This window comes from Ellagibacter isourolithinifaciens (assembly GCF_008831035.1).
Taxonomy (GTDB): Bacteria; Actinomycetota; Coriobacteriia; order Coriobacteriales; family Eggerthellaceae; genus Ellagibacter; species Ellagibacter isourolithinifaciens.
In genome coordinates this window covers 1-21,388 of record NZ_WAJR01000006.1, presented here as the reverse complement: position 1 = coordinate 21,388, position 21,388 = coordinate 1, and the positions used below count along the sequence as shown (strand labels likewise).

Genomic DNA, 21,388 nt, shown 5'->3' with positions numbered 1-21,388 from the left:
CCTTCCCTTTACATGAAAACGTGCGGCAGCGGCAAGCAAAGTCGCACATGAGACGTCGATTCCGCACGAGATGTAATGCCGCGAAGTATTTTCGCATAGGAATATTTGGAAACATAAGGTCGCACAATTTGCCCACTTATGTTTCACAGAACGCAACACGTGACGCGAAGAGCTACGCCTCGGCCATGGCCGCCTTGAAGTCGATGATTTTCTGGCGGCAGCCATCGCAATTGGTGCCGAGCATCTGCACGGCGAGGATGGCGGCGTTCTTTGCGCCGTTGATGGCGACACAGGCAACCGGCACGCCGGAGGGCATCTGCACCATGGAAAGAAGGGAATCAAGACCGCCCAGATCGCTTGTCTTCATGGGCACGGCAATGACGGGGTCGGGCGTGTAGGCCGCAACGACGCCACCGAGGTGCGCGGCCTTGCCCGCTGCCGCGATGATCACCTTGATTCCGCGCTCGTGTGCCGTTGACGCCCATTCGTGCACTTCGAGCGGCTTTCGATGGGCGCTCGCTACTTTCACCTCATAGGAGATTCCGAATTCATCGAGCTGCTGCATGCACGGCTCCATCGCCGGCATGTCGGATTTGCTGCCCATGATAATGCCCACAACGGGCTTTTCGTCTGCCATGTCAAGACCTTTCACGCGTCCGCTAATTTGCCTTTTCAGTATACGCGCGGCGCGCAATCGATCGCGAAGGAGAGGGCGATAACGCGGAGTCTGCGCAAAGCTAGCTCGCGGCCGTGCGCATCAAGCGGGCTATGGCCTCGTAGCCGGAGCGCCCGCGCACGAACTCCTCCGTCAAATCAAGCAGGGGAATGTCCTCGGGAACGACGATCGAAGGGTTCTGCTTGAGGATTTCTATACGCGGAACATGGCAGTTGAACAGGCGACATACCTGCGGGCGCGCCTCCCAGATCATGCAGCCGCCTTCAGGGGACTGCAGCGGGCAGCGCTCGCCTTTGCGGTCGATCGGGTGCACGTGTTTGCGTTCGATGCACTCGTGCATGGCGTCGAGCTCTTCGGGCGTGATGGCCAGCACGTTCAGCCCACAGCACTGTCCGCAGCAAGTGCAATCGGGGTAACTATTATCGCCGTCGAAGCGCAACGGCTCGTCGTTCGGGGTGATTTTCATGGCTTGCCTTCTGATGGAACTCACGAATGGGACTCGTCTTTTGTTCGATGATAGCGCTCGTTGCGCTATGCAAGTATTTCGTTGTCGCAGCATCGACAAGCGGCCCGGAAACGCAGGGAAACGAGAGGAGAAAGCCACGAAGTCGCAAGAAGCACAAGGGAAGGGGAAAGGGCGCCCCAAGGACAAAAGTAAAGCGCGGCCCGCCTCTTCAGCGCAGGAAACACGTAGAATATGGAGCCTTCCGGAAAACCTTCTATCCCTTTTCGGATGCTTAGGGTATAATCCGAAACCTGATGCGGGTGTCGCCAAGTGGTAAGGCCCGAGCTTCCCAAGCTGGTATCACGGTGAAGCATTGCGAAACACGTGAAATGTGCATTCGCTAAATCCCCAGTTCAGAACATGCTTTTTAGAAACCTCTGAACGTCTTCGATTTCCTTCTCGATTTCTGCAACCCCGAATTTTCCAGTACGCTTCCAGTATTTGCGAAACGTACGGTTCATTCGCACATTCATTGAATGGGTTGTCTGACCTCCACGACGTGGCACATGCCACAGGAATGGAGGCGCATCATGACGTGCAAAACAATAGCGGTAGCGAATCAAAAAGGAGGGACAGGAAAGACCGCCACAACGCTCAGTCTCGGCATTGCCTTGGCAAAACTCGATAAGCGCGTGTTGCTGGTGGACACGGATCCCCAAGGAGATCTGACCAAATCGCTCGGCTGGTCAAACCCCGATTCTTTAGAGATCACCGTTGCCAATCATATCCAGGCGGTGATTGACGGCATAGATCTGCAGGCCAGGGAAGGAATACTCAGCCACAAAGAGGGCATCGACCTAATGCCTGCCAACATCGATCTTGCCAGCATGGAGATGGGTATCTTCATGGCGATGTCACGCGAGCAGATTCTCAACACCTGGCTTTCCTGCATCAAGGATAGCTACGATTACGTCCTTATCGATTGCGCGCCGACGCTCGGTATTTTGCCCGTGAATGCGTTCGTCGCATCAGATAGCGTGCTCATTCCGGTCTCGGCTGAGTTCCTGCCAGCATCCGCGATGACCGAACTCCTGAAGACCATCAACAGGGTCAAGCGGCAGATCAACCCCTCTCTTGATGTCGAAGGGATACTGATCACGCTCTTCGACACCAGAAACAACCTTGCTCGCGAGGTGGAACAGACCATCCGCAACCAATACGGCAATGCCTACCGCGTATTCGATTCAATCATCCCCCGGGCCGTATCAGCCGCAGAAACGCCTGCCGTCGGCGTAAGCATCTTCGCTTATGACAAACGGGGCAAAGTTGCGACCGCCTTCACCAGCCTTGCGGATGAGGTGGTCTGCAATGGTTAAGAAGAAAGTGAACATTAGCCTTCCGTCAGTAGACGAGCTCTTCACCTCGCAGGTCGAGCGAGACTCGAAGGGAAGTAGCGTCGTCCAGCTACTGCCTGTTGCCTCAATCGTCCCGTTCCCCAACCATCCCTTTGGCGTGCGCGACGACCAGGACATGGAACAGCTTGTAGAGAGCATCCAGGAACACGGCATCCTGTCACCCCTGACCGTGCGTGCCGCAAGCGATGGAACGTTCGAACTCATAAGCGGCCACAGGAGAAAGCATGCGGCTGAAATAGCGGGGCTGGTCGATGTGCCGTGCATCATCAAAGACCTCACCGACGATGAGGCCGTCATCGAAATGGTGGATTCTAATCTGCAAAGGGAGACCATCCTGCCGAGCGAACGGGCATTCGCTTATTCGATGCGCCTTGAAGCCATGAAGCGACAAGGTTTCCGCAGCGACCGAACTTGTGCGCAACTTGCGCACAAGTCGGGCGGCAGGAAGTCGAGAGATATCTTGGCTGAAGAGCTGGGCGTTAGCAAGGATATGATCCGGCGCTACATTCGCCTTACCAATCTCATACCGGAACTGCTTGCTCTCGTGGATGAGGGGCGCATGAAGATGCAGCCAGCGATAGCAATCAGCTACCTCAAAAAGGACGAGCAGCAATGGCTCCTCGAAGCGATCGGCTCTCAAGCCTGCACGCCGTCCCATGCCCAAGCAGTCAAGATGCGCCGCTACTCGGAAGAAGGAACCCTAACGTCAGCGCTTGTCCACTCCATTATGGAAGAGGAAAAGCCCAATCAGGTTGAGCAGTTCAAGATCCCAAGGAAGAGCATCTCGCGCTTCTTCAAAGAAGGCATGAGCAATATGGAGATGAACGCGCGCATCATCAAAGCCTTGGAGCTACTTGAAGCAGCCGAGACAAAGCGCGACTGCCTGGCCGAGGAAGAGGTGCATGATGGGTAACATGATGCACCGTGGGAAAGGATCGTTTACCCACGTCGAGAACACGGTCTTCTTCGATCACACCCTGAGCCTCAAGGCTAAGGGAATCTACTGTCAGATTCGCTCACTTGAGAACAACCCAGAATGGGTCTTCACCATTCGCGGCTTCGCAACGCTCGTTAAGGATGGAGTGGATGCCGTGACAGCCGGGCTCAAGGAGTTGGAGGGCGCTGGTTACATAATCAGAGCGAGGCGGCGAAGCGAGAACGGGCGCTTCCTCAAGGCCGAAGAGGCCACATGGATCACGCTCGATGACCCGGCTATGTATGCGAGCGTTGCTACCGAATTGAAGGAAGAAGGATACGCGATCCTCTCCGAATTCAAGCACGACCCCGCCAGCAACGTGGAAGTGGAATGGAAGAACACTCTTCCTGTTATGGATAAAGATGACCCCAAGAATGACCAGGTCAGCACCAGAACGGGAAATCCCGTATCTGGAAATCCCGTATCTGGGAAAACCATATCTGGGAAATCAGATCCAATAAATTACTTATCCGATAAACGAACTGATGAAGATAAACCCCTCTCTTGTCCCCCCAAAGCCGAGCCAGAGTCAGACCGCAAAGAGGAGAAGGGCGATTTTACAGCTTTCAGGAAGGGAGAGTTCACGGAGCCTTTCGAGGAGCTGTGCGAGATGTCCATCAAGCCGGTCTCCTCGCTCAAGTTCAAACGCGATTGCTTTGAGGCATGGAAGCGAAAGGTTGCAGACGGCTACACTCCAGAGCAGATAATCCACGCTTACGACGCCTACGCGAAGGCATACTGGATGAGAAATGCAGACGACAAGAAGCTTGCGAAGAACCTCATTCGCTGGCTCGAAGGAGAGGGCGGTCTCGAAGCTTTTGCTGACGAGCCGATACCGCCGAGCCTGCTTGGGCATGACGGCAAGCCGCTCACCATGGAGGAGCTTGCCGATGCCGACCCGGATTTCGCGCCTCTCTGGAACAAGCTCAAAAGCGCCCGCTGCGTCGTGCTTTCGCTCATGATCGCCGAGACGGAAGAGCGGCCTTCGCAAGAGGAGCTGGATGCAGCATGCGACAAAGACAGGCAATTCCAGCGATGCCTGGCAAAGTGCAGAGAACGATACGAGAGGTACCTGAAGCTCTTCGAGCTATTCAATGAGAAGTGTTCGGATAGTGATTAATCGATGTTTTCGGCTTCCGTATAGCCATGCATTCCGTGTCGCTTGGTGCACCCGAAGCGCATCGGCAGACCAATCGGGAATATAATTGATAGGTCACGCTAATTGAATACGTACACCAAATACCGGACAGAGGGGCATCTGCCGTATTGGGTATTTGGTGTACATTTCCCAACAGCGTGACAACTGAGGTGGATGCCTCTCTTTTTGAGGACAACGGCTACCATCTTTTCCAATGGTTGGAGGGAAGAAAAGGGTTCAACTAGATGGCAACCGAGAAAGACTATTCAATATCCGCCAGTGCGGTCAACGCCGTGGTCGAGTCAGCCGAGAAGATAGAAGGTGCAGCCTCATTGCTCCTTTTGCTGGAGGAGAAGGCCGGGGATGACGGTACCGTCACATCGTCGGAGCTGGCAGCCATAAGAAGCATCCTTGAAAGCTGCGCCAAAGACCTAAATAGCGCTTTTCAGGAAGTTTGATCGCTTAGCCGAGTAGCCTCAAACCAAGCTGCTCGGTTTCTCTTCTCTTAGAACTTCCTCTTCCAGGCGTTGTATTCCTCCTGGGTGATCTCGCCCGTTATCAAGCGGTGACGGATCTCGCCCCATGCGCCTATCGCCTCGACGGTTTTCTGGGCGTTCTTTGCTTTCGGGTCGATCCAGAGGCCGCCGTCGCACATGTCGGGAACGAGTCCGAACTCGTCTTCGAGCTGGAGCAGTGCTCCCACTAAGTCCCTCGCGCTTTCTATCTTGTGGTCTTCGAGCATCCTCGGCGACACGTCGAGGGCATGGGCGATCTTCTCCAGCTGGCTTTCGCCGGGCGTTCTTATCCCTCTTTCGTAGTGGAGGATCGCGCTCTCGGTCAAGCCGACCATCTCGCCAAGTCGCGCCGCGCTCAAGCCGTGCGCCTTTCGATATCGCCTTATGTTCTCGCCGGTGGTTGCCATGCATGTTCTCAATCGCTCGACTTTATCACTGCAATCATTATCGTACAGATTCGTACTGTAATGCTGGGCAAATCACGTATGGACAGAACTCTCGGACGCTTCAAGAAGGATTCCTGGATTACCATCTCGCGCCACAGCTTGGAAAGTGGTCTGCCATCGGAGGCATCTGCCAGAAAACCACAGTTTGTTCGATTGACGAAATCTCGATCTGGATGCATTATTGTCTAATCCATAATCGAACATATGTTCCCATTATAAGGAGGTGCCATGCGCGATCGCATCATCATGCACATAGACATGAATGCCTTCTATGCGTCTGTCGCGCAGCATCTCGATCCGTCGCTGCGCGGCAAGGCGGTCGCGGTCGCAGGCGACCCGAAAAAGAGAAACGGCATCATTCTCGCAAAGTCTCGCGAGGCCAAGGCTGCTGGCGTGAAGACCGCTGAGGCCATATGGCAGGCGAGACAGAAATGCCCCGATCTTATCGTCGTGCCGCCGAACTACACAGCGTACAAGAGATACTCAAAGCTCGCACGCATGATCTACTACGATTACACAGACAGGGTTGAGCCCTTCGGCCTGGACGAATCTTGGATCGACGTAACGGGATCGCTCCCGCTGTTCGGAGGCGACGCGATGCTCGTTGCCAAGGAGATATCCGAGCGCGTGAAATCCGAACTCGGGCTCACGGTTTCTGTCGGCGTTTCCTGGAACAAGGTGTTCGCCAAGCTCGGCAGCGACACCGATCCGGGCGACGGGATCATCGCCATCACAAGAGATAACTACAGGGCTTTCGCATGGCCCATGGCGGCATCGGAGATGATCTACGTCGGTCCCGCAACGATGCGGAAGCTTCATTCCGCCGGATACGAGACCATAGGGGACCTGGCACACGCGGAGGATTACTTCTTGACCAAGCGGTTCGGCAAGATCGGCCCCATGTTGCGAGCCTTCGCTAGAGGCGAGGACACAAGCCCCGTGAAGGTGATGGATCCGGCCAAAGCCGACGTGGACTACGTGGTGAAGGGCATCGGGAACGGTCTCACCGCCCCGCACGACCTTGAGTGCGAATCGGACGTGAAAGCGCTCGTCTGGCTTCTCTCGGAATCCGTCGCGCAGAGGCTTCGCGAGTCCCGCTTACGCTGCCGCACCATCTCGGTCGGTGCCCGTTGGGCACGCGACCTGACAGGCTATTCGAGGCAGACCACGGTTCGCGTGCCGACATGCCTTACAAAGGACGTCGCCAATTTCGCCATGGGGCTTCTTCGCGCCAACCAGACCTTCGACAAGGATCACGCCCTGAGGGCGATCCACGTGCGCGTCACCAACCTCGTGCCCATGGATGCACCCGTGCAGTGCGACCTATTCGGGGACGCTGCGGAGGTCGTGCGAATGGAGCGGCTCGACCTCGCCATCGACGCATTGCGCGTCCGCTTCGGGAACACGTGCGTCAAGCGGGCCGTCGAGCTCACCGACGACGTCATGTCCGGCCTCGACATCAAGCGCGACAACACCGTCCACCCAATCGGGTTCTTGAGGTAGGCGATGGCTGTGGTCCAAGGCATATCCGGAAGGGTCAAGCGATACGTGAGCGTCACCGCTCGCATGGACGAGGACGGCCATGTGCGCCCGCTGTCCATCCAGTGGTACGACGGCAAGACATACCCCATCGATGAGGTGAAGTCCGCACGCCGCGCCTCATCTCGCAAGGTGGGAGGGGACGGAATCTGCTACACCGTTCGCATCGGCAGCAACGTCACCTACCTCTACTACGAGGATCCGCGCTGGTTCGTCGAAGAAATCGTGCCCGACGCGCCGCCTGCCTGACATCGCAGAACTCAAGAAGTAAGCATCCGCACTCCCCAAGCAGAGCGCCAGGAGATTCCGTGCATCGCCATCGTCGAGATGCTGCCGCTTCGCAAGATGCCCTCAGAAAGCTTTCGCCCAGCCCCGCCTCTCATCCAGGCACTCTCGCGCGGAACCCGCCGAATGCGCCGCAAGGCGCGTCCTTCCTGCGCAAAACCCGCACAAGCAGATTCCCCTTCGCAAGCCTCTCGTGCAGGTTGCGGGCATGCGCCCTTTGCGAAGAAGCCCGCTTTGCTCCTTGCACCGCAGGCGGAACCCGCGCACGGCCCCGGATCACGAGGCGGTGGCACAGGGCGACCGCCGAAAAACTAGGAGGTCATCATGGGAAATCGGGCAGTCATCACCACGAAGGAGCGAAAGATAGGGCTGTACCTGCACTGGAACGGCGGCCGAGACACGGTTGCGCCGCTTCTCAAATACTGCGAGCTTCAAGGCTACCGCCCTCCGAGCCAGGACTGCTACGGCTGGGCGCGCATGTGCCAAGTGATGGGGAACTTCTTCGGTGGCTCCTTGTCCCTCGGCATCGGTTCCTACACCACGGACCGGCAGATGGACCCCGGAGACAACGGCGTCTACGTCATCGAGGGCTGGCGCATCGCCGACCACCTGCGAACGGAGTACGACTCGGACTGGAACCCCATCGGGATGCGCTCCTTCGAGCCTTCCGAAGAGGAAGACTGGCACAAATTCAACGAGATGCTCCACGCCTTCGACGAGGCGATGCCCGAGGGCTTGAGGCTCGGCGACTTCCTCGATGCTCCCGAGATTCCCACCTCCGAGGTTCGCTTGGGCGACAAGGTCTGGATGCGCGAGTACGAATCCGGATACAAACTTTTCGAGGTCGTCGGCTTCGGCGCTGACGACGCGCCCAGGAGCCTCAAAGGCGCTCCATTCGTGAATCGCTACGAGCACGACGGCGATTACTCGTGGAACAGCAACAACTACATTGACTCGGACACCTGCCGGATAGCTCCCCGCGAGTGATCGGCCTTCTCGCTGCCAGCCCCACGCGGGCTGGCAGCCGCCTCTCCGCATACGACACCGTCAGAAAGGATCGCGAACATGGGATACAGAAGCGAAGTGAAGATAGCCACGACCTGCGAGGGCTACGACCAAATGTGCAAGCGCGTGGATGCACTCAGCGAAGGCTCGGGGACATCTCCCCTCATGGGTTCTCGTCGCAAGCCGGATTTCTTCGAGGAGAGCGACGGATGCGTGGTCTTCGGCTGGGACTACATAAAGTGGTACGAGGGCCTTCTCGCAGATGTGGACAACGTCGCAGACGCGCTCAACGAGATCAACGAGTGCGGGCTTCCCTACGAGTTCTGCCGCATCGGCGAGAGCTGGGACGATATCGAGTTCCGGGCGTCTTGCAACAACGAAGAGCTCGCAGTGCACGTCGAGCCGTCGGTCGCCATCGAAATCGTGTAACCGCATCGCTGGCGGGGCGCGCCTGGCACTATCGAGATTCCCCCGATGCCCTCCTGCGCGCCTCGCCCTTTCCTGCCTTATCACACGCACGCTCGCACGGAACCGCTCAGAGCTTTGGCAAGGGCCGCGATACTTTTCCCATTTCTTTTCATGGAAGAGGCACTCTCGCAATCCCTGAAAACAAATGCGAAAACTAGCACGGCGGGAATCGGTCTTCGACACGCCGCTTCGCTTCCCCCCTTGCAAAGCACGCGAACCCGTGCGCCCTCCCGTGTCACAAGGCAAGGCAAAGGGCCGAGCCTAAGGCAACCAGGAGGTCATCATGAAAGAATTCATCGAGAAGTCGAACCAGGCAGCAGCGGCGTACCTTAACCGCCGTGGCTACGAGATCGTCGAGCAACCCTGGGAGGACGACATCGACTCACCCGTGAGCATTGTGGCGCAAGACGAAGACGCCCTCGTTTTCGTATCCGTCGCAGCCCGCAGGAACTCAGACTCGTTCCCGCCGGAGCACGTGAACCAAGAGGAGCTCGAAGGCTTCGCAATCAGCTGGCTGAAGGACAACCGCGACCATGCCGACTGCGCCATCCGCTTCGACCGCATCGGCCTGCTCCTCATAAGCCCGGACAGAGCGCTCATCAGGCACCACGTCAACGCTTGGGGTTCATGTGTCTAAGACGTTTGCCATTTGCGCAAACACGTGCTGGACGCTCGAAAGCGTCCAGCACGTGCCACCCTAGCGCATTATGGTCACATTCGGGGCCTGTGGAGTCGACCTCGATTTCGCAACTCGCTTGAGCTCCTCGTTCTCCATCCTGAGAAGCTCCATCTCGGCCAGCTGAGCCACGAGCATCAGCTTCTGCTCCTCCAGCTCTCTGACTCTGTCCGCGAGCTCGGTCAGCCGCCGTGAACCGTCTCCTCGGGATTTCTCTGATGCTCGGTCGGGGGCGGCTTCGAGTGCCTTAAGACTCTGGATACGCACCTTGACATAATCATTGCTGTACAAAGACGACCTGCTCAGGCCCGACTCCCTGGCAACGGCGGCAAAGGTTATCCTCTCGCCACGACCTTTGAGGGTCTCTATGGCGGCTTCGGCTCTGGCCCTGGTCTCTTCGGCCCTCGATGCAGCGTGCGCCCTGATGCCCTCGGTGTTTCTATTGCTCATCGATCTGCTCCTCCAAATCTCTGACGAGGGGCTCAAGATGAGCGCGCTTCGCGTACTGGCGTTGCCATTCGCGTTCCCGCCCCAGCGCCTTCAGGCGAGACATCTCCTCTTCGATGAGGTCGAGTTCTCGCTTGAGGACGGGGTAGAAGCGCTTCTCGGTCACGTAGTTCGGGCAATTGTAGAAAAAGCAGCTCTCGCCCTTCGAGCAGGGGCCGCGGCGCAGGTCGTATAGGCAAACGCCCGTCGGCAGCGGGTTAAAGCTCATGGAGTCCGCAAGGGAGGCAATGACGTCCTCGACGCTCTCCTCGGCCCTGGCCTTGAGCTCTTTGGCCACCGCGGCCCTTATCTGCTTCGCCCGCTTGCCGGCAATCGTGGAGTCGGGCGACAGTATCGCTTTGCCCCATGCGCTGCGCAGGTCCTCTCGGCTGAGCTGAAGGTAGTGCGCCGTCATGTCTATGGAGACGTGGGCGTAGTGTTCCATGATGAACGCCAGAGGGATGCCCTGCATGACCAGCGACCGCACGAACGTGGTCCTGAACATGTGGGGGTGTATGGCGGGCTTGCCGTCGGCATCGGTTATCGACCAGCGCAGGCAGAAGCTCTTCAACCTGTTCGCGACGTCGGACGCCGTCATTCTCTTTACCTTGCCCCTGACGGGACGCACGAACAGCGGGCCCTCGGAAGCGGGATTTCGCTTCTCGAGCTCCCTCACCGCGTCGACGACAAGGCTGTTGACCAGTATCCTGTGCGGAGTTGGGCCCTGCTTGACGGTCTTTGAGATCAACACCTCCATGGTGTGCATACCGGCGGGCGCCTGCTCTATGCAGCCCCTCTCTATCGTGACGACCTCGCTGGCTCTTAGCCCTGTCTGGCTGAGGATGATTATCAAGGATTTGTTTATCGTGTCTTCCTCCATGAGGGCGCACTCGAGGACGCGCTCCATGGTGTCGTCCGGTATCACCTTGGTCTTCTTGTGGGGCGGGTCCCCCTTTGGCCACTCGGGCCGGGCCTTTACTGCGGCCATGTTGACGCTTTCGGGAACGTCCCAGCCCCGCAACTGGCCGATTCTTATGATCTCGTCTGCCACTTGGAGAACGTGAACCTGGGTGGCTGGCTCGATTCCGCAGGAGGAAAGCCAGAGGGGCAGGCCAAGTATGTCCTGCTCGTCGAGGTCCGATAGCCTATCCGCACCCATCACGGTGCAGTATCCGAAGAGTCTCAAGATGTTGCTCCTCATCGACGTTACGGTCGATGCCTTGACGCGTCCGAGCTTCCAGTAGGCGTAGTGCCGCCATACTTCCCGGAGCCCGGGCTCGGCAACGGCGGTGAAGTCTATCTTCCTGCGATGGTCTTGGACCCAGTCGGGCGTAAGGTCCGTCAGGTCCCATACGTCGTCGCGAAACCGCGATCTCCCGACCTCCGGGTTCCACTCGGTCTCGGCTCGCTCGTTCTTCTGCACCGCCAGGATGTCAATTGCGATGGCTTCCATCTACATCGCCTCCAGTTGCCTTATCAGGGCCTCTAGCAGATCGGCTGTCGCCTGGAGGTGCTGGCGGTAGTGCTCGCCGTAGGCGGCGCCCGCTTCCATGTCGGCCCTGATGCCGGCCAACCGCTCCCTGTGGGCATCCAGAAACTCCGGCGTGGTAACGAACCTCGCGCAGGTTAGGCATTGGCCTGACCGCATGAGCCTGCTGCAGACCTCGCCGTCGCTAAACGGCTTCGCGCAGTACCCATCCGAGAGGAGGGCCTTCGTGTCGCCGTTCTCGGCGAGCCACGCACGCTCTTCCACCGTCAGGGCATCGGTCGGCCTCGCGCCCACCGGCCGCAGCCCGGAGAAGGCCTTCGCCATGGCGGGGTCCTTCACTTTGGCGTAGTAGCCCTTGGTGGTGGAGGCGAAGGCGTGGCCCATAACCTCCTTCACGACGACTAGGTCGACACCCTTGGAAACCATGTCGGTGGCGAGCGTGCGTCTGAAGGAGTGAACGGTGAGGCTGGCGATGCTGCCGTCTTGCTCCCTGATCTCGTGCCTCTCCGCGAACTTCTTGAGCCAGGCCCTCACGAGATGGGATCGTATGCGCTTGCATGCGTACGAGCGGTGGGGGTCCTTGAAGACCATCAGGAAGCCACGGTCCTTCTCCGGCATCTCCCTGCGGGCCTCCTCGGTCAGCTCGGTGATCCGGGAGACGGCCGCGACGCACTGCGGGGACGCCGGGATCGGCTTCCTCTGGACGCCGTTCTTGAGGTCGAACCACTCGATCATGTGGCCGTTTACGGGGTGTTTCCTCACGCAGTCGACCTTGAGGTTCTCGAGCTCGCTGGCGCGCATGCCCGTGCTCTCCAGGATGAGGATGGCGTTGCGCAGTATCTCGTTGTCTTCGTTTGGCAGTGCCGCGTTGACCTGGGAGACGACGTCGTCGGATAGATAGGCGATGTCTGTCGGCTGGTTTATTCCGAGGTACTCGCCTCCCTCGTACAGGGCCGTCTGCGCGATGCTCTCGGGCCTGTTCACCTGGAGCCAGCAGACGATGCTCCTGATGTCCTTGAATATACTGTATTGGCTCCTGTAGCCCAGGGGCCTGCCCTCCCTGTAGGAAATCGCGGACGCAAGGTAGGAGCGGAAGCCATCCATTAGCTGGGGGGTTAGGTCGCGCAGGTCGTCGACGCCGCTCAACTTCAGGTAGTCTGCGAAGTAGCGGGCGTTCCTGCAGTGAGTGGCTACGCTTCTCGCGCTCACGGTCCTGGCCGTGTAACACGCCCATGCATAGTCTCCGACGGCGCGCCTGACCTGGTCGGGCAGCTGGTCAAGGGTGAACCCGAACCTCTTGCCGCAGGACGCGGATTCCTGCCTCGTCTCGACGAGAACCCATTGGCCGCTCCTCGGCCTGGTCCTCGAGGGGGTCAGCTCTGCGGGCATGACATCACGCTCCTCTCCCAGTAGGATTCCAACGCCTCGCAGGCGCGCTTGCTGGAGAGGTGGGTGTAGCGATCGGTGGTGGACGCGTGGGCATGCCCCAAGAGGAGCTGCCTCACCGCAACGTCGACGCCCGCCTCGGCTAGGTTCGTGTTGAACGTGTGCCTCAGATCGTGGAAGCCGAACGATATGCCCGTCTTCTCGCGTATGCGGGTCAGGGAGTCGTAGGCGGCGTTGTAGGTAAGCTTGCGCCCGCGCCACGGCCCGTGGTCGGCCACGAACAGGAAGTCGTGGTCGGTAGCGATGTCGGCTCTCCCGCCGATTATGTAGGCGTCGATGAGCTCCAGGCACCTGAGCGGGACGTACAGGTCGCGCCGCTTCCCCTTTGACTTGATGTTTTCTACAACGGAGACGGGGGCGAACTGGTCGGGAATGGGTATGGAGCCGATCTGGAGGTCGAGGGCCTCCTGGATCCTGGCGCCGGTCATGTACAGCAGTGAGAGCAGGAGCTTGTCGCGTTCGCTATTGGCGGCGTCCAGTATGGCGGACATCTCCTCGTCGGTGACGATGCGGACGCGCCTGGGGCTCTCTTTGACCTTGAAGACGCCCTGGACGGTCCTGCTGTCTCTGCGAGCGTGGTGGAGCATGCCCTTGTGCATGCCGGGCGGCATAGCCACCGCCTGGGAGAGAACGGGGTTGAGTTCGACGGCCCCCAGTAGCTCGCACCAGCCGTAGAAGCCCTTGAGCGTGCTGAGCATCCTGTTGATGGTCGACCCGCAGCGCACGCTCTCCAGGTAGAGGACGAGGGCGTCGGGGTCATTTGACTGCAAATAGGCCTTGTACTCGTTGATGGTGGCGGGGGTTGCCTCGTCGTAGGCGTAGCCCTTCTGGGAAAGGAAGACCCAGTAGGTTTTGAGGTCCTGGGCGTAGGACGCGAGAGTGCTGGGTGCCCGGTTCTTCAGCCTCAGGAACTCGAGGTACCTGAAGACGGGCCGCACGGGGGCCATGCGGTCGTCCAAGAGGATGACGCGCGGGCTTCCGTGCACGGCGACTGTGTGCAACTCCATGTTGCTCCTTCCTGTCGTACGGGTGTCTTCGACGCTGGCCCGTCCGTTTGCCCAGGTTGGAGCTGGGTGACCGCGGCCTTGCGCCTCGGACACAATCTAGAAGATAAGAGCGGGAGCCACCGCTCGAAAGTATTAATAAAAACACGTTTGAAGCATGCCCTGAGCTGGGCATATGAATCAGAAAGATAAGGTGAACGTCATGAACAAAACAACCTACAGATATCACATCAACGTGATGTCCTGCAGCGATATCCCGGAGGAGGAATAACCGACCTCCTTTCCTCCTCTTGAGGAATCCCGCATGCGCCGCCGGGTCGATGGGCTCGGCGGCCTTCGGGGAACAATCCGCCAACCATCAGAAAGGATCATCATCATGGGACTCGATATGTATCTGACGAAGCGCAGCGCCGCCGCCCGAGACGAACAAGGCGAGATGGTCGCTTACTGGCGCAAGGCCAACCACATCCACGGCTGGTTCGAGCGCAACGTGGCTTACGGCGAGCTTGAGAACTGCGAGCTCTACCCCGTGAGCTTCGAACAGCTGATGTCGCTCGGGATCACGTGCCAGCTCGTTAAGGCGAACCCCGAGAGCGCGCCGGTGCTGCTGCCGCGCCAGGAGGGATTCTTCTTCGGGAGCAGCGAATACAATGACGACTACTTCATGGATGTTGACGACACCCTCGAAATCATCCGCCAGGTTTGCGATGCGCTCCAGGACGGCGACGAGCTCTTCTACCACGCCTGGTGGTAGGGCTCATCCTCCTAATGATTTCTGAAGTCAAATGATCCAGGAGTGGTTGATCATTCTGACCAATCACTCCTGACCTTCTTTTCAAGACAGAAATGACACACTCAGATCGCTAGATTGGCGTGTTGCCAATTTGATAGAGCCAAAAGATCAATATGCCCACCCATATGAGTAGCAAAACCACTGCTGTGCCACAGAGGAACGGACGGGAGGCTTTCCGGCTGATGCCATGGACGAGCCCATAATCGAAAAGCTTGTCGATGAAGACGTAAGAAACCGCCAACAGAGAATTACAGGCCGCCATGATGAAAGAGACGGGCAGCATGTCCCATGGTGAGCCGAAACGGTCAACTTGACCCTGCGCATTCCAGTGCATCGGGATTTGGGCGTCTTGGGGTAACTGCATGATGGCTACTATGCTGCTCAAGATGGGCAGAGCGATCATCGCTATCCAAAAGACGACTATGGGCAAGTGCTTCCGATCCAACGAGAGGTAGCCTTTCCGCTAAGTTGGCTAACGTGTTGAGGGGTCGGCCAAAACGGAATAAGGCACTCCACCCATAGGAGTAGTGTAAACCATCAAATAGCTCAGGAGCTTATCCCAACCCCAAACGAATTCGCCTCACCAAACGAATAACACGTTGACGAAGAAATAGAGGATGAGTAGAAGCACGATTCCCACAGCAATACCCACGATTATGATCCACCACTTCACACATTTCTTTGCAAACCCGACATCGTTGTAGATGGAATTCAGCCGTTCCGCGCTAAGGTTCTTGTCTCGAACGTCTTGCACGTCAAGATCATGCACGAGTTCGTGCAGTGTTAGACCATAGTAGTCGCTCAAGAGCACCAGCCGCTGGAAATCAGGGTATGACTGTCCGGACTCCCATTTTGATACCGTCTGGCGAGACACACCTATCTCGTGCCCTAACTCCTCCTGGGAAAGGTGTTTGGATTTCCTGAGCTCTATTAGCTTCTCGTTGAAATTCATGCTTAATCACTCCTTTATTCATTCTAAGGCTTCAACGACGAGTCGAATGTATCGAGGATGTCGGTTGGCGCTCAACCAACAAAGGTTGGAAATGTGTCAACCAGCTTTGTCATTTGGAAAAGAGATGACGCTACAGCAAAATCCCTTGAATGCTTCAAATGTATAACAGTACGATTCTGTACGGTTTTGGTGTACAATGGGAATGTAATACAAACCAGACCGCATCTCATTCCACCATCCGGAGGTGCGGTGAAGACGCAAGAAACGAGGCGATCCCATGCTCGCACATGAGTCCCAACTCCCTTCCTCCAGCACGGCGGCTAAGCGCCCCGAATGCAATTCCCAGGATAAATACCAAACTTGGATGCCATAGGCGCTTAGACGCCGAATCCAGCAAGTATCGCATGGCGTATTACATCTTCGATTCATCGCGCCATGCAACTTGTCCCCGGGATGCGTTCGAGCAGTTATGTCGCCGAGCAATTTGCGGGCTCGGCTCCGATGAATCCCGGGGAGCGCAGCTTGTCGACATCCGGCTCAGAGCCGAATGGGCACAAGCTGGCGGGGGATCCCCCGCGCCCCTAGGAAAAGACAAACACGTCAGGAGGAAACGATGAGCAAAACCAACAAAGTTCGGACACTGAGCTTTCGGCTTGCCGAAAACGATTACCAGAAGCTGGTGGAGCGCTGCCGCAAGGCCGAGCTCTCCAAGTCAATGTACCTTCGCTACCTCATCCGCATCCCGATTGTCTGCGATGAGGCAACCGGGGAATCCGCGCCATGCGTCGTCCTGGACAAGAGGTCGATCCGTGACATCTCGCGCGAGCTCACCCGCTGGGGCTACCACTATAACCAAGCGGTGCATGCGATGAACTCCATCAACTACTACATCGCGCATGGAAAGAACGATTCTCGGCTTCTGGACGCAAAGGCGGAATGCATCGAAGTTGAGCTCGCCGCTGTGAACCGCAATGCGGAGCGCATCGTCTACGAGATCGCGAAGCTCCAGGACAAGATGATCGTCGAGGCGCGGTGATGCCGATCCTGAAGGCCATAGCGGGGCACGGGGGAACGGCTGGCATACGCCGATACCTTGAGAAGGGAAACCGGGCGCTTGCGCGGGACGTGATGAACCTCCCCATGGAGGAATGGGTCGGCGAAGCGCCTGGCGAGCATTCGATCTTCGTCGATTGGGACGTCGAGATGGACAGGACGCGCGAAGCCTACGGGACGAACGCCCCATGGCGCGGCCTGGATGCCAGGACGTTCGAGCATTTCGTAATCTCGCCCGACCCTGGAGACGGCATCGATTTGGATGCGCTGCGCCGTCTTTCCCGTGCTTGGGCGGAAAGGCACTTCAAGGACTTCGAGGTGGCTATCGTCTACCACGATGACAATGAGAGGGGAATCCCGCATGCACACGTCGTCGTCAACAACGCGAATCTCAAGACCGGCTACCGCTGCCACATAAGCAAACCGGAGTCTCTTAACCAAGAGCTTCAAGACATGGCGCGGGAGATGGGCCTGTCGGGTCTTTCCAACGTCATGCCGAAGCGGGGTAGCAAGGAGCGGGAGTCTGGGCCGAGAAGCCGCCAGGCAGTCTACTTCGGACGCGCAGAGAGGGAGATCATACGCTCGGGCGGCTACTCGTGGGTTGGCGACATCAGGGCGCGGGTCGCCCTTGCGAAGAACACCTCCAGAACCGAGGGCGAGTTCAGGACCGCCCTTGCTAAGCTCGGCATCTCGGTTGAGGATAACTCCGAGAAGGCACGCCGCGACGATTGGATATTCGCGCTGGCCGATGATCCGACCAGGCGCGTGTCGGGAGAGCGCCTCGGCTTCACCTACGGGAAGCAGATGCTGCGCAACCGCTTCGCGCGCCAAGGGGCGTACATCCCCGAAGCTCGCACCGCCGCCCAGATCCGCCAGAGGGCCGCAAGCGCTGTGGCGCTGAACGACCTCGCCGACCTCTCAAGGCTCTCCGCCGTGTTGGAAACATGCGCGAAGTTCAATGTGAGGAGCCTAGACGATTTCGATCGGAGGCTCTCGACCCTGCAGCGTCGCGGAAACGAGGGTAGCGAGGGCTACAGGAGGCTTATTGAGGCTCGATCCTACGCAACGGAGAAAGGCCTTATGCAGCACGATGGCGGTACGCCTGCCGCAGCGACGAGAATGCGCGGAAACCAGGGTTCTAGCCAGCGAGTTCGCGAACAGGAAGCAGAGCGCGCAAGGGCGAGAGAAAGAGGTGACAGATGATAGTGAAGATCACCTATGACGACCAGCGGCTCGACGTGTTCGACACATCCACATTCACGGCAGGCCTCCCCCTTGGCAAGGCCAACATGCTCACGAATTTCGAGGTCCGCTTTGACACCATGGGAGAGGGAGGACTCTGGCTTGCCGCCCACAGCTATCAGGCATGCGGCGAACACGAGGATGAAGACGGCGAAATCCCGGTCGCAAGGCGAACGAAGGGATGGCGCTTCCTCCTATCCTCGGCCGAGGAGCTTGAGCATGTGGAGCTCGTGGTGGTCGATGGCGAGGCGATCATCAAGCGGGTACTCGGCCACCTGATAGACCTCCAGAGCTTTGACGAGGCAGCTTACGAATGCATGGGGACATCCTCTGCCGGACTGCATGCGCGGATAGCAGAGCTCTACGAATACATGCAGGCAATAAGCGGGGAAGAGTCCCCGGATATTCCGGGTGTGGACAGGGAGACGGTCGCCGCGTGCGTGAGGGCACACGCGAAGGCACAAGCCGAAAGAGACAGAGGAGACGAGATGGATTGGGGCGACGTTGATGAAGTTGGTTGGTAGCTTCGTGCGTTGGCTTATCAAAGCGGTATTCCGCTTCATGTAGGAAGGTGAGGCAGATGGCAATCAGAGAAATGGCTGTGAGTAAAAGTGGAAAGCTCGCGATAATCTGCGCCGTAATCGGGTTAGCGCTTGTTCTGGGCATCGGACTCGTATCCTGTTCAGGCATCGCCAGCGTTGGGGGAATAGGTGCGAACCAGGCAGTCGCTGATGCGGCTGGTGGTGTGGTTGAGGACGTTGGCTTGCTAGAACCCGAAACAGAACCTATTGGCCAGGAGGTGGATGACGGCGCAGAGGTGGAAAAGGCCGAGAGTGTACCCAGCGACGAAGCAGCAGGCCATGATGAAGCTGCATATTCCCAGGGTTCTGCCGAGGATTCGCAACGTCGAGGATCTACGGCCAAATCAAAAGACAACTCCACAGCTCCGTCCCAGAACACCTCACAGAAGACCTGGGTGGAGGAAACGGAGCGCGTCTGGGTCATCGACAAAGAGGCTTGGACTGAGAACGTTCCCATCTACGGCACGGTAGAGGTCTCCGTCTGCAACATCTGCGGAACCGACATCACCGGCAATACCTCCGCCCATGCAAAAGAACACATGAAGGCCGGTGAAGGATCTGGGCATCATAGTGAAACCCGTCAGAAAATCACCGGCTACAACACTGTGAATCATAAGGAAGAGGGACATTGGGAGACCAAGGTTGTGGGTGGTCATTGGGAGTGAGAAAGAGCTTTTGTTTGGGACAGCTAGCTGGAGCATTTATGGCGTAATGCCTATAAATAGCAAAGGAGACAGACGTGACACCAGAAGAAGAACTATGCCTTCAAGACTCTCTCGACATCAATTTGTTTCACCTTGTAGGAGTTCAGCAAGCACTTTGGCATGTTCGGGACGACTCATCCGAATATCCCATGTGTCATATGCTTGCTGAGGCCATGTCAAACAGCATCAAAGCGATTGCAATAGCCATGCCTGAAGAATGGCGTAAAGAATACTTATTCTTTTAATCGACTCCCTGCGATTAGGTTCCACATTCTCACCCCCTTTCTCGTTGGAAAGTTGGTGGTGCTTCCCCCTTTTCGCGGGGCAATACTGCCTTTTGAAAAAAACGCCGAAGATTTTCGGATTTTTTTCAAAAAATTTTTTGAGCAGCAAAATACGCCTGTCCGAAAAGCCCGGACAGGCGTATAGGTATTGTAAGTAGTATTTAGATGATTAGACAGTTCATATTCAAGGGTGGAGAGGTTCCCGACGGTGGTCGGGCTTTTTTTGATAAGTCAATGACCGTCGGATTTTGTGGGTTAAGGCTCAAAAAGTGTGCTCTTTTTGACGAACAATCGCGAGGTCAGAACTGATAGATCGATGCTTCAAGTTGTGTCGCGCCAACTTTTCACTGGCTCAAAAAGTGTGCTCGATTAAGCATTGACACGCCTGCTCAGGCAAGCTTTTTCGCAAGAGAAGTTGCCTTGAGACAGGAAATCCGCGTGAATAATCCAAGATGCGATCTGTGTGGGCGTGCCATGCGCAAGAACGGGACCACCTCATCAGGCAGACAGAGGTGGCGATGTGGCAAGTGCGGGTCATCTTCCGTGAGGAGGATAGACTCGCGGGCCAAGCGCCTTGATATGTTCCTGCGCTGGCTTCTCTCCAAGCAGACTCAGTCCGACATGGGATGCTCGCGCTCTACGTTCAAGAGAGCGACGAGAGAGTTCTGGGAGATATGGCCCATTGCTCCCTGCACCGGGGAGATCTGTGATGTCGTCTTCTTGGATGGCATCTGGATCGGACGGGATGCGGTCGTGCTCATAGCCTGCACCAAAGACCATGTGCTCGCGTGGCATCTGGCCGAGACGGAATGCGCGAGCGCATGGGCGGCCCTCATGGTGAGGATGCCAGCCCCTGCCATGGCGGTGACAGATGGAGCGCCTGGCTTCGGGAAGGCAGCACGAGCGGTGTGGCCTGCCACCCGCATCCAGCGCTGCACCTTCCATGCCTTTTGCCAGGTGAGAAGATGCACCACAAGCCGCCCCAAGCTGGATGCGGGAGTCGAGCTCTATTCGCTCGCCAAAAGGCTGCTCAAGGCAAAGGATGCAGACAGCGCCGCTGCGTGGCTCGCTGACTATGCGACATGGTGCGCCAAGTGGGAGCGCTTCTTGTGTGAGTTCACGATAAAGGATGGCAGGAAGCAGTACGTGCATGAGAGGCTCCGGAAGGCGAGGCGCGCCTTGAACAAGCTCGTCCAGTCAGGGGAGCTCTTCACATTCGTGGAGATGGCAGAGGAGCGGGGTGGCGTGTGGGACTCGACCAACAACATGATCGAGGGCGCCATCAACGCGCGTCTTCGCGAGATGCTCCGGATGCATCGAGGACTCTCTGCGATCAGGCGAATCAAGGCGATCTTCTGGTGGTGCTACATGCACACCGAATCACCGCTTCCTGCATCTGAGATCCTGCACGTCATGCCGACAGATGATCAGGTGGATGGGCTGTTCGCATCGGCTTCAAACGAGCACAAGCGAGATGACGGAGCACCCGAGGAATACGGATCGGGGATCGTCTGGAACGAGTTCCATATGCCTACTGAACACAGGCGGTGAATAATTGCCAGGAGCACACTTTTTGAGCCTTAACCCGATTTTGTCGATAGGGTATGTGCTTCATGGCGGCTACCTCCTTTAGCCGCCGCTTTTGATCGCGTGCCGAATGTTGGTGTAAGGGGCCGCTTCCCTGTCCGTAGAAAGCAGGAAGCGGTTATCGCCTAGAATCTTAATTGCTGAAGTTAGGATTCGTGGAAAGGCAATAACCGCATATGGATA

General features: G+C 57.6%; 25 protein-coding genes. 16 read left to right on the top strand and 9 right to left on the bottom strand.

Annotation, left to right across the window (positions count from 1 at the left end; translation table 11 throughout):
• Positions 1-172: 172 nt before the first annotated feature.
• A complete protein-coding gene (gene purE, locus F8C90_RS03750; RefSeq protein ID WP_158049118.1) occupies positions 173-637 on the bottom strand; it encodes a 5-(carboxyamino)imidazole ribonucleotide mutase in 465 nt (154 codons plus the stop codon).
• Positions 638-737: 100 nt separating this feature from the next.
• The gene (locus tag F8C90_RS03745; protein WP_170264529.1) at positions 738-1,142 is read right to left on the bottom strand and encodes a YkgJ family cysteine cluster protein; all 405 of its coding nucleotides are present in this window, start codon (positions 1,140-1,142) and stop codon (positions 738-740) included.
• Positions 1,143-1,711: 569 nt separating this feature from the next.
• Here F8C90_RS03745 and F8C90_RS03740 point away from each other — a divergent pair.
• From F8C90_RS03740 to F8C90_RS03725, 4 genes are all read left to right on the top strand, one after another.
• The gene (locus F8C90_RS03740; RefSeq protein ID WP_158049116.1) at positions 1,712-2,497 is read left to right on the top strand and encodes a ParA family protein; all 786 of its coding nucleotides are present in this window, start codon (positions 1,712-1,714) and stop codon (positions 2,495-2,497) included.
• On the top strand, positions 2,430-3,449 hold the full coding sequence (locus tag F8C90_RS03735; protein WP_246155771.1) for a ParB/RepB/Spo0J family partition protein: 1,020 nt from the start codon (positions 2,430-2,432) through the stop codon (positions 3,447-3,449). Before F8C90_RS03740 ends, F8C90_RS03735 begins: the two co-directional genes overlap by 68 nt.
• Positions 3,439-4,632, top strand: a complete 1,194-nt coding sequence (locus tag F8C90_RS03730) for a helix-turn-helix domain-containing protein (RefSeq protein WP_158049115.1) — start codon at positions 3,439-3,441, stop codon at positions 4,630-4,632. The genes F8C90_RS03735 and F8C90_RS03730 overlap by 11 nt, the downstream gene beginning before the upstream one ends.
• Positions 4,633-4,895: 263 nt before the next feature.
• Positions 4,896-5,108, top strand: a complete 213-nt coding sequence (locus F8C90_RS03725; RefSeq protein WP_118350005.1) for a hypothetical protein — start codon at positions 4,896-4,898, stop codon at positions 5,106-5,108.
• A 47-nt stretch (positions 5,109-5,155) separates the two neighbouring features.
• Here F8C90_RS03725 and F8C90_RS03720 read toward each other — a convergent pair whose 3' ends face one another.
• On the bottom strand, positions 5,156-5,572 hold the full coding sequence (locus F8C90_RS03720) for a helix-turn-helix domain-containing protein (RefSeq protein ID WP_158049114.1): 417 nt from the start codon (positions 5,570-5,572) through the stop codon (positions 5,156-5,158).
• A gap of 267 nt (positions 5,573-5,839) precedes the next feature.
• Between F8C90_RS03720 and F8C90_RS03715 the strand changes: the two genes are divergently transcribed.
• The 5 genes from F8C90_RS03715 to F8C90_RS03695 all read left to right on the top strand — a co-directional run bounded on the left by F8C90_RS03715 (position 5,840) and on the right by F8C90_RS03695 (position 9,545).
• Positions 5,840-7,114, top strand: coding sequence for a DNA polymerase Y family protein (locus F8C90_RS03715; RefSeq protein ID WP_158049113.1), 1,275 nt, complete (start codon positions 5,840-5,842; stop codon positions 7,112-7,114).
• A 45-nt stretch (positions 7,115-7,159) separates the two neighbouring features.
• Complete coding sequence (locus F8C90_RS03710) at positions 7,160-7,399, top strand: hypothetical protein (protein ID WP_343030123.1); 240 nt, start codon at positions 7,160-7,162, stop codon at positions 7,397-7,399.
• A 360-nt stretch (positions 7,400-7,759) separates the two neighbouring features.
• Positions 7,760-8,422, top strand: a complete 663-nt coding sequence (locus tag F8C90_RS03705; RefSeq protein WP_158049111.1) for a hypothetical protein — start codon at positions 7,760-7,762, stop codon at positions 8,420-8,422.
• Positions 8,423-8,500: 78 nt separating this feature from the next.
• Complete coding sequence (locus F8C90_RS03700; protein WP_158049110.1) at positions 8,501-8,869, top strand: hypothetical protein; 369 nt, start codon at positions 8,501-8,503, stop codon at positions 8,867-8,869.
• A gap of 322 nt (positions 8,870-9,191) precedes the next feature.
• The gene (locus F8C90_RS03695) at positions 9,192-9,545 is read left to right on the top strand and encodes a YraN family protein (protein ID WP_158049109.1); all 354 of its coding nucleotides are present in this window, start codon (positions 9,192-9,194) and stop codon (positions 9,543-9,545) included.
• Between the two features lie 60 nt (positions 9,546-9,605).
• On the opposite strand, the gene F8C90_RS03690 is transcribed toward F8C90_RS03695, so the two are convergent.
• The 4 genes from F8C90_RS03690 to F8C90_RS03675 are packed head-to-tail and all read right to left on the bottom strand — an operon-like array spanning position 9,606 to position 14,012.
• Positions 9,606-10,034 (bottom strand): DUF6262 family protein, encoded by a 429-nt coding sequence (locus tag F8C90_RS03690; protein ID WP_158049108.1) that lies wholly within the window; start codon positions 10,032-10,034, stop codon positions 9,606-9,608.
• Positions 10,024-11,523 (bottom strand): tyrosine-type recombinase/integrase, encoded by a 1,500-nt coding sequence (locus tag F8C90_RS03685; protein ID WP_158049107.1) that lies wholly within the window; start codon positions 11,521-11,523, stop codon positions 10,024-10,026. Before F8C90_RS03685 ends, F8C90_RS03690 begins: the two co-directional genes overlap by 11 nt.
• On the bottom strand, positions 11,524-12,948 hold the full coding sequence (locus F8C90_RS03680) for a tyrosine-type recombinase/integrase (protein ID WP_158049106.1): 1,425 nt from the start codon (positions 12,946-12,948) through the stop codon (positions 11,524-11,526).
• On the bottom strand, positions 12,933-14,012 hold the full coding sequence (locus F8C90_RS03675) for a tyrosine-type recombinase/integrase (RefSeq protein WP_158049105.1): 1,080 nt from the start codon (positions 14,010-14,012) through the stop codon (positions 12,933-12,935). The genes F8C90_RS03680 and F8C90_RS03675 overlap by 16 nt, the downstream gene beginning before the upstream one ends.
• 373 nt (positions 14,013-14,385) lie before the next feature.
• On the opposite strand from F8C90_RS03675, the gene F8C90_RS03670 reads away from it, so the two are divergent.
• The gene (locus F8C90_RS03670) at positions 14,386-14,763 is read left to right on the top strand and encodes a hypothetical protein (RefSeq protein ID WP_158049104.1); all 378 of its coding nucleotides are present in this window, start codon (positions 14,386-14,388) and stop codon (positions 14,761-14,763) included.
• 109 nt (positions 14,764-14,872) lie between these two features.
• Here the strand turns inward: F8C90_RS03670 and F8C90_RS03665 are convergent, their stop codons facing one another.
• Positions 14,873-15,205: a DUF1648 domain-containing protein gene (locus F8C90_RS03665; RefSeq protein WP_281350317.1), complete on the bottom strand. Its 333-nt coding sequence runs from the start codon at positions 15,203-15,205 to the stop codon at positions 14,873-14,875.
• 177 nt (positions 15,206-15,382) lie between these two features.
• The gene (locus tag F8C90_RS03660) at positions 15,383-15,754 is read right to left on the bottom strand and encodes a helix-turn-helix domain-containing protein (protein WP_158049102.1); all 372 of its coding nucleotides are present in this window, start codon (positions 15,752-15,754) and stop codon (positions 15,383-15,385) included.
• Positions 15,755-16,367: 613 nt separating this feature from the next.
• Between F8C90_RS03660 and F8C90_RS03655 the strand changes: the two genes are divergently transcribed.
• The 6 genes from F8C90_RS03655 (at position 16,368) to F8C90_RS03630 (ending at position 21,169) form a co-directional block, all read left to right on the top strand.
• Positions 16,368-16,790, top strand: a complete 423-nt coding sequence (locus F8C90_RS03655) for a CopG family transcriptional regulator (protein ID WP_158049101.1) — start codon at positions 16,368-16,370, stop codon at positions 16,788-16,790.
• Positions 16,790-18,010 (top strand): relaxase/mobilization nuclease domain-containing protein, encoded by a 1,221-nt coding sequence (locus tag F8C90_RS03650; protein ID WP_158049100.1) that lies wholly within the window; start codon positions 16,790-16,792, stop codon positions 18,008-18,010. The genes F8C90_RS03655 and F8C90_RS03650 overlap by 1 nt, the downstream gene beginning before the upstream one ends.
• On the top strand, positions 18,007-18,573 hold the full coding sequence (locus tag F8C90_RS03645) for a hypothetical protein (RefSeq protein ID WP_158049099.1): 567 nt from the start codon (positions 18,007-18,009) through the stop codon (positions 18,571-18,573). Before F8C90_RS03650 ends, F8C90_RS03645 begins: the two co-directional genes overlap by 4 nt.
• A 56-nt stretch (positions 18,574-18,629) precedes the next feature.
• Positions 18,630-19,295 (top strand): hypothetical protein, encoded by a 666-nt coding sequence (locus F8C90_RS03640; RefSeq protein WP_158049098.1) that lies wholly within the window; start codon positions 18,630-18,632, stop codon positions 19,293-19,295.
• 74 nt (positions 19,296-19,369) lie between these two features.
• A complete protein-coding gene (locus F8C90_RS10895) occupies positions 19,370-19,579 on the top strand; it encodes a hypothetical protein (protein WP_170264528.1) in 210 nt (69 codons plus the stop codon).
• A gap of 477 nt (positions 19,580-20,056) precedes the next feature.
• A complete protein-coding gene (locus tag F8C90_RS03630; protein WP_158049097.1) occupies positions 20,057-21,169 on the top strand; it encodes an IS1249 family transposase in 1,113 nt (370 codons plus the stop codon).
• Positions 21,170-21,388 lie beyond the last annotated feature (219 nt).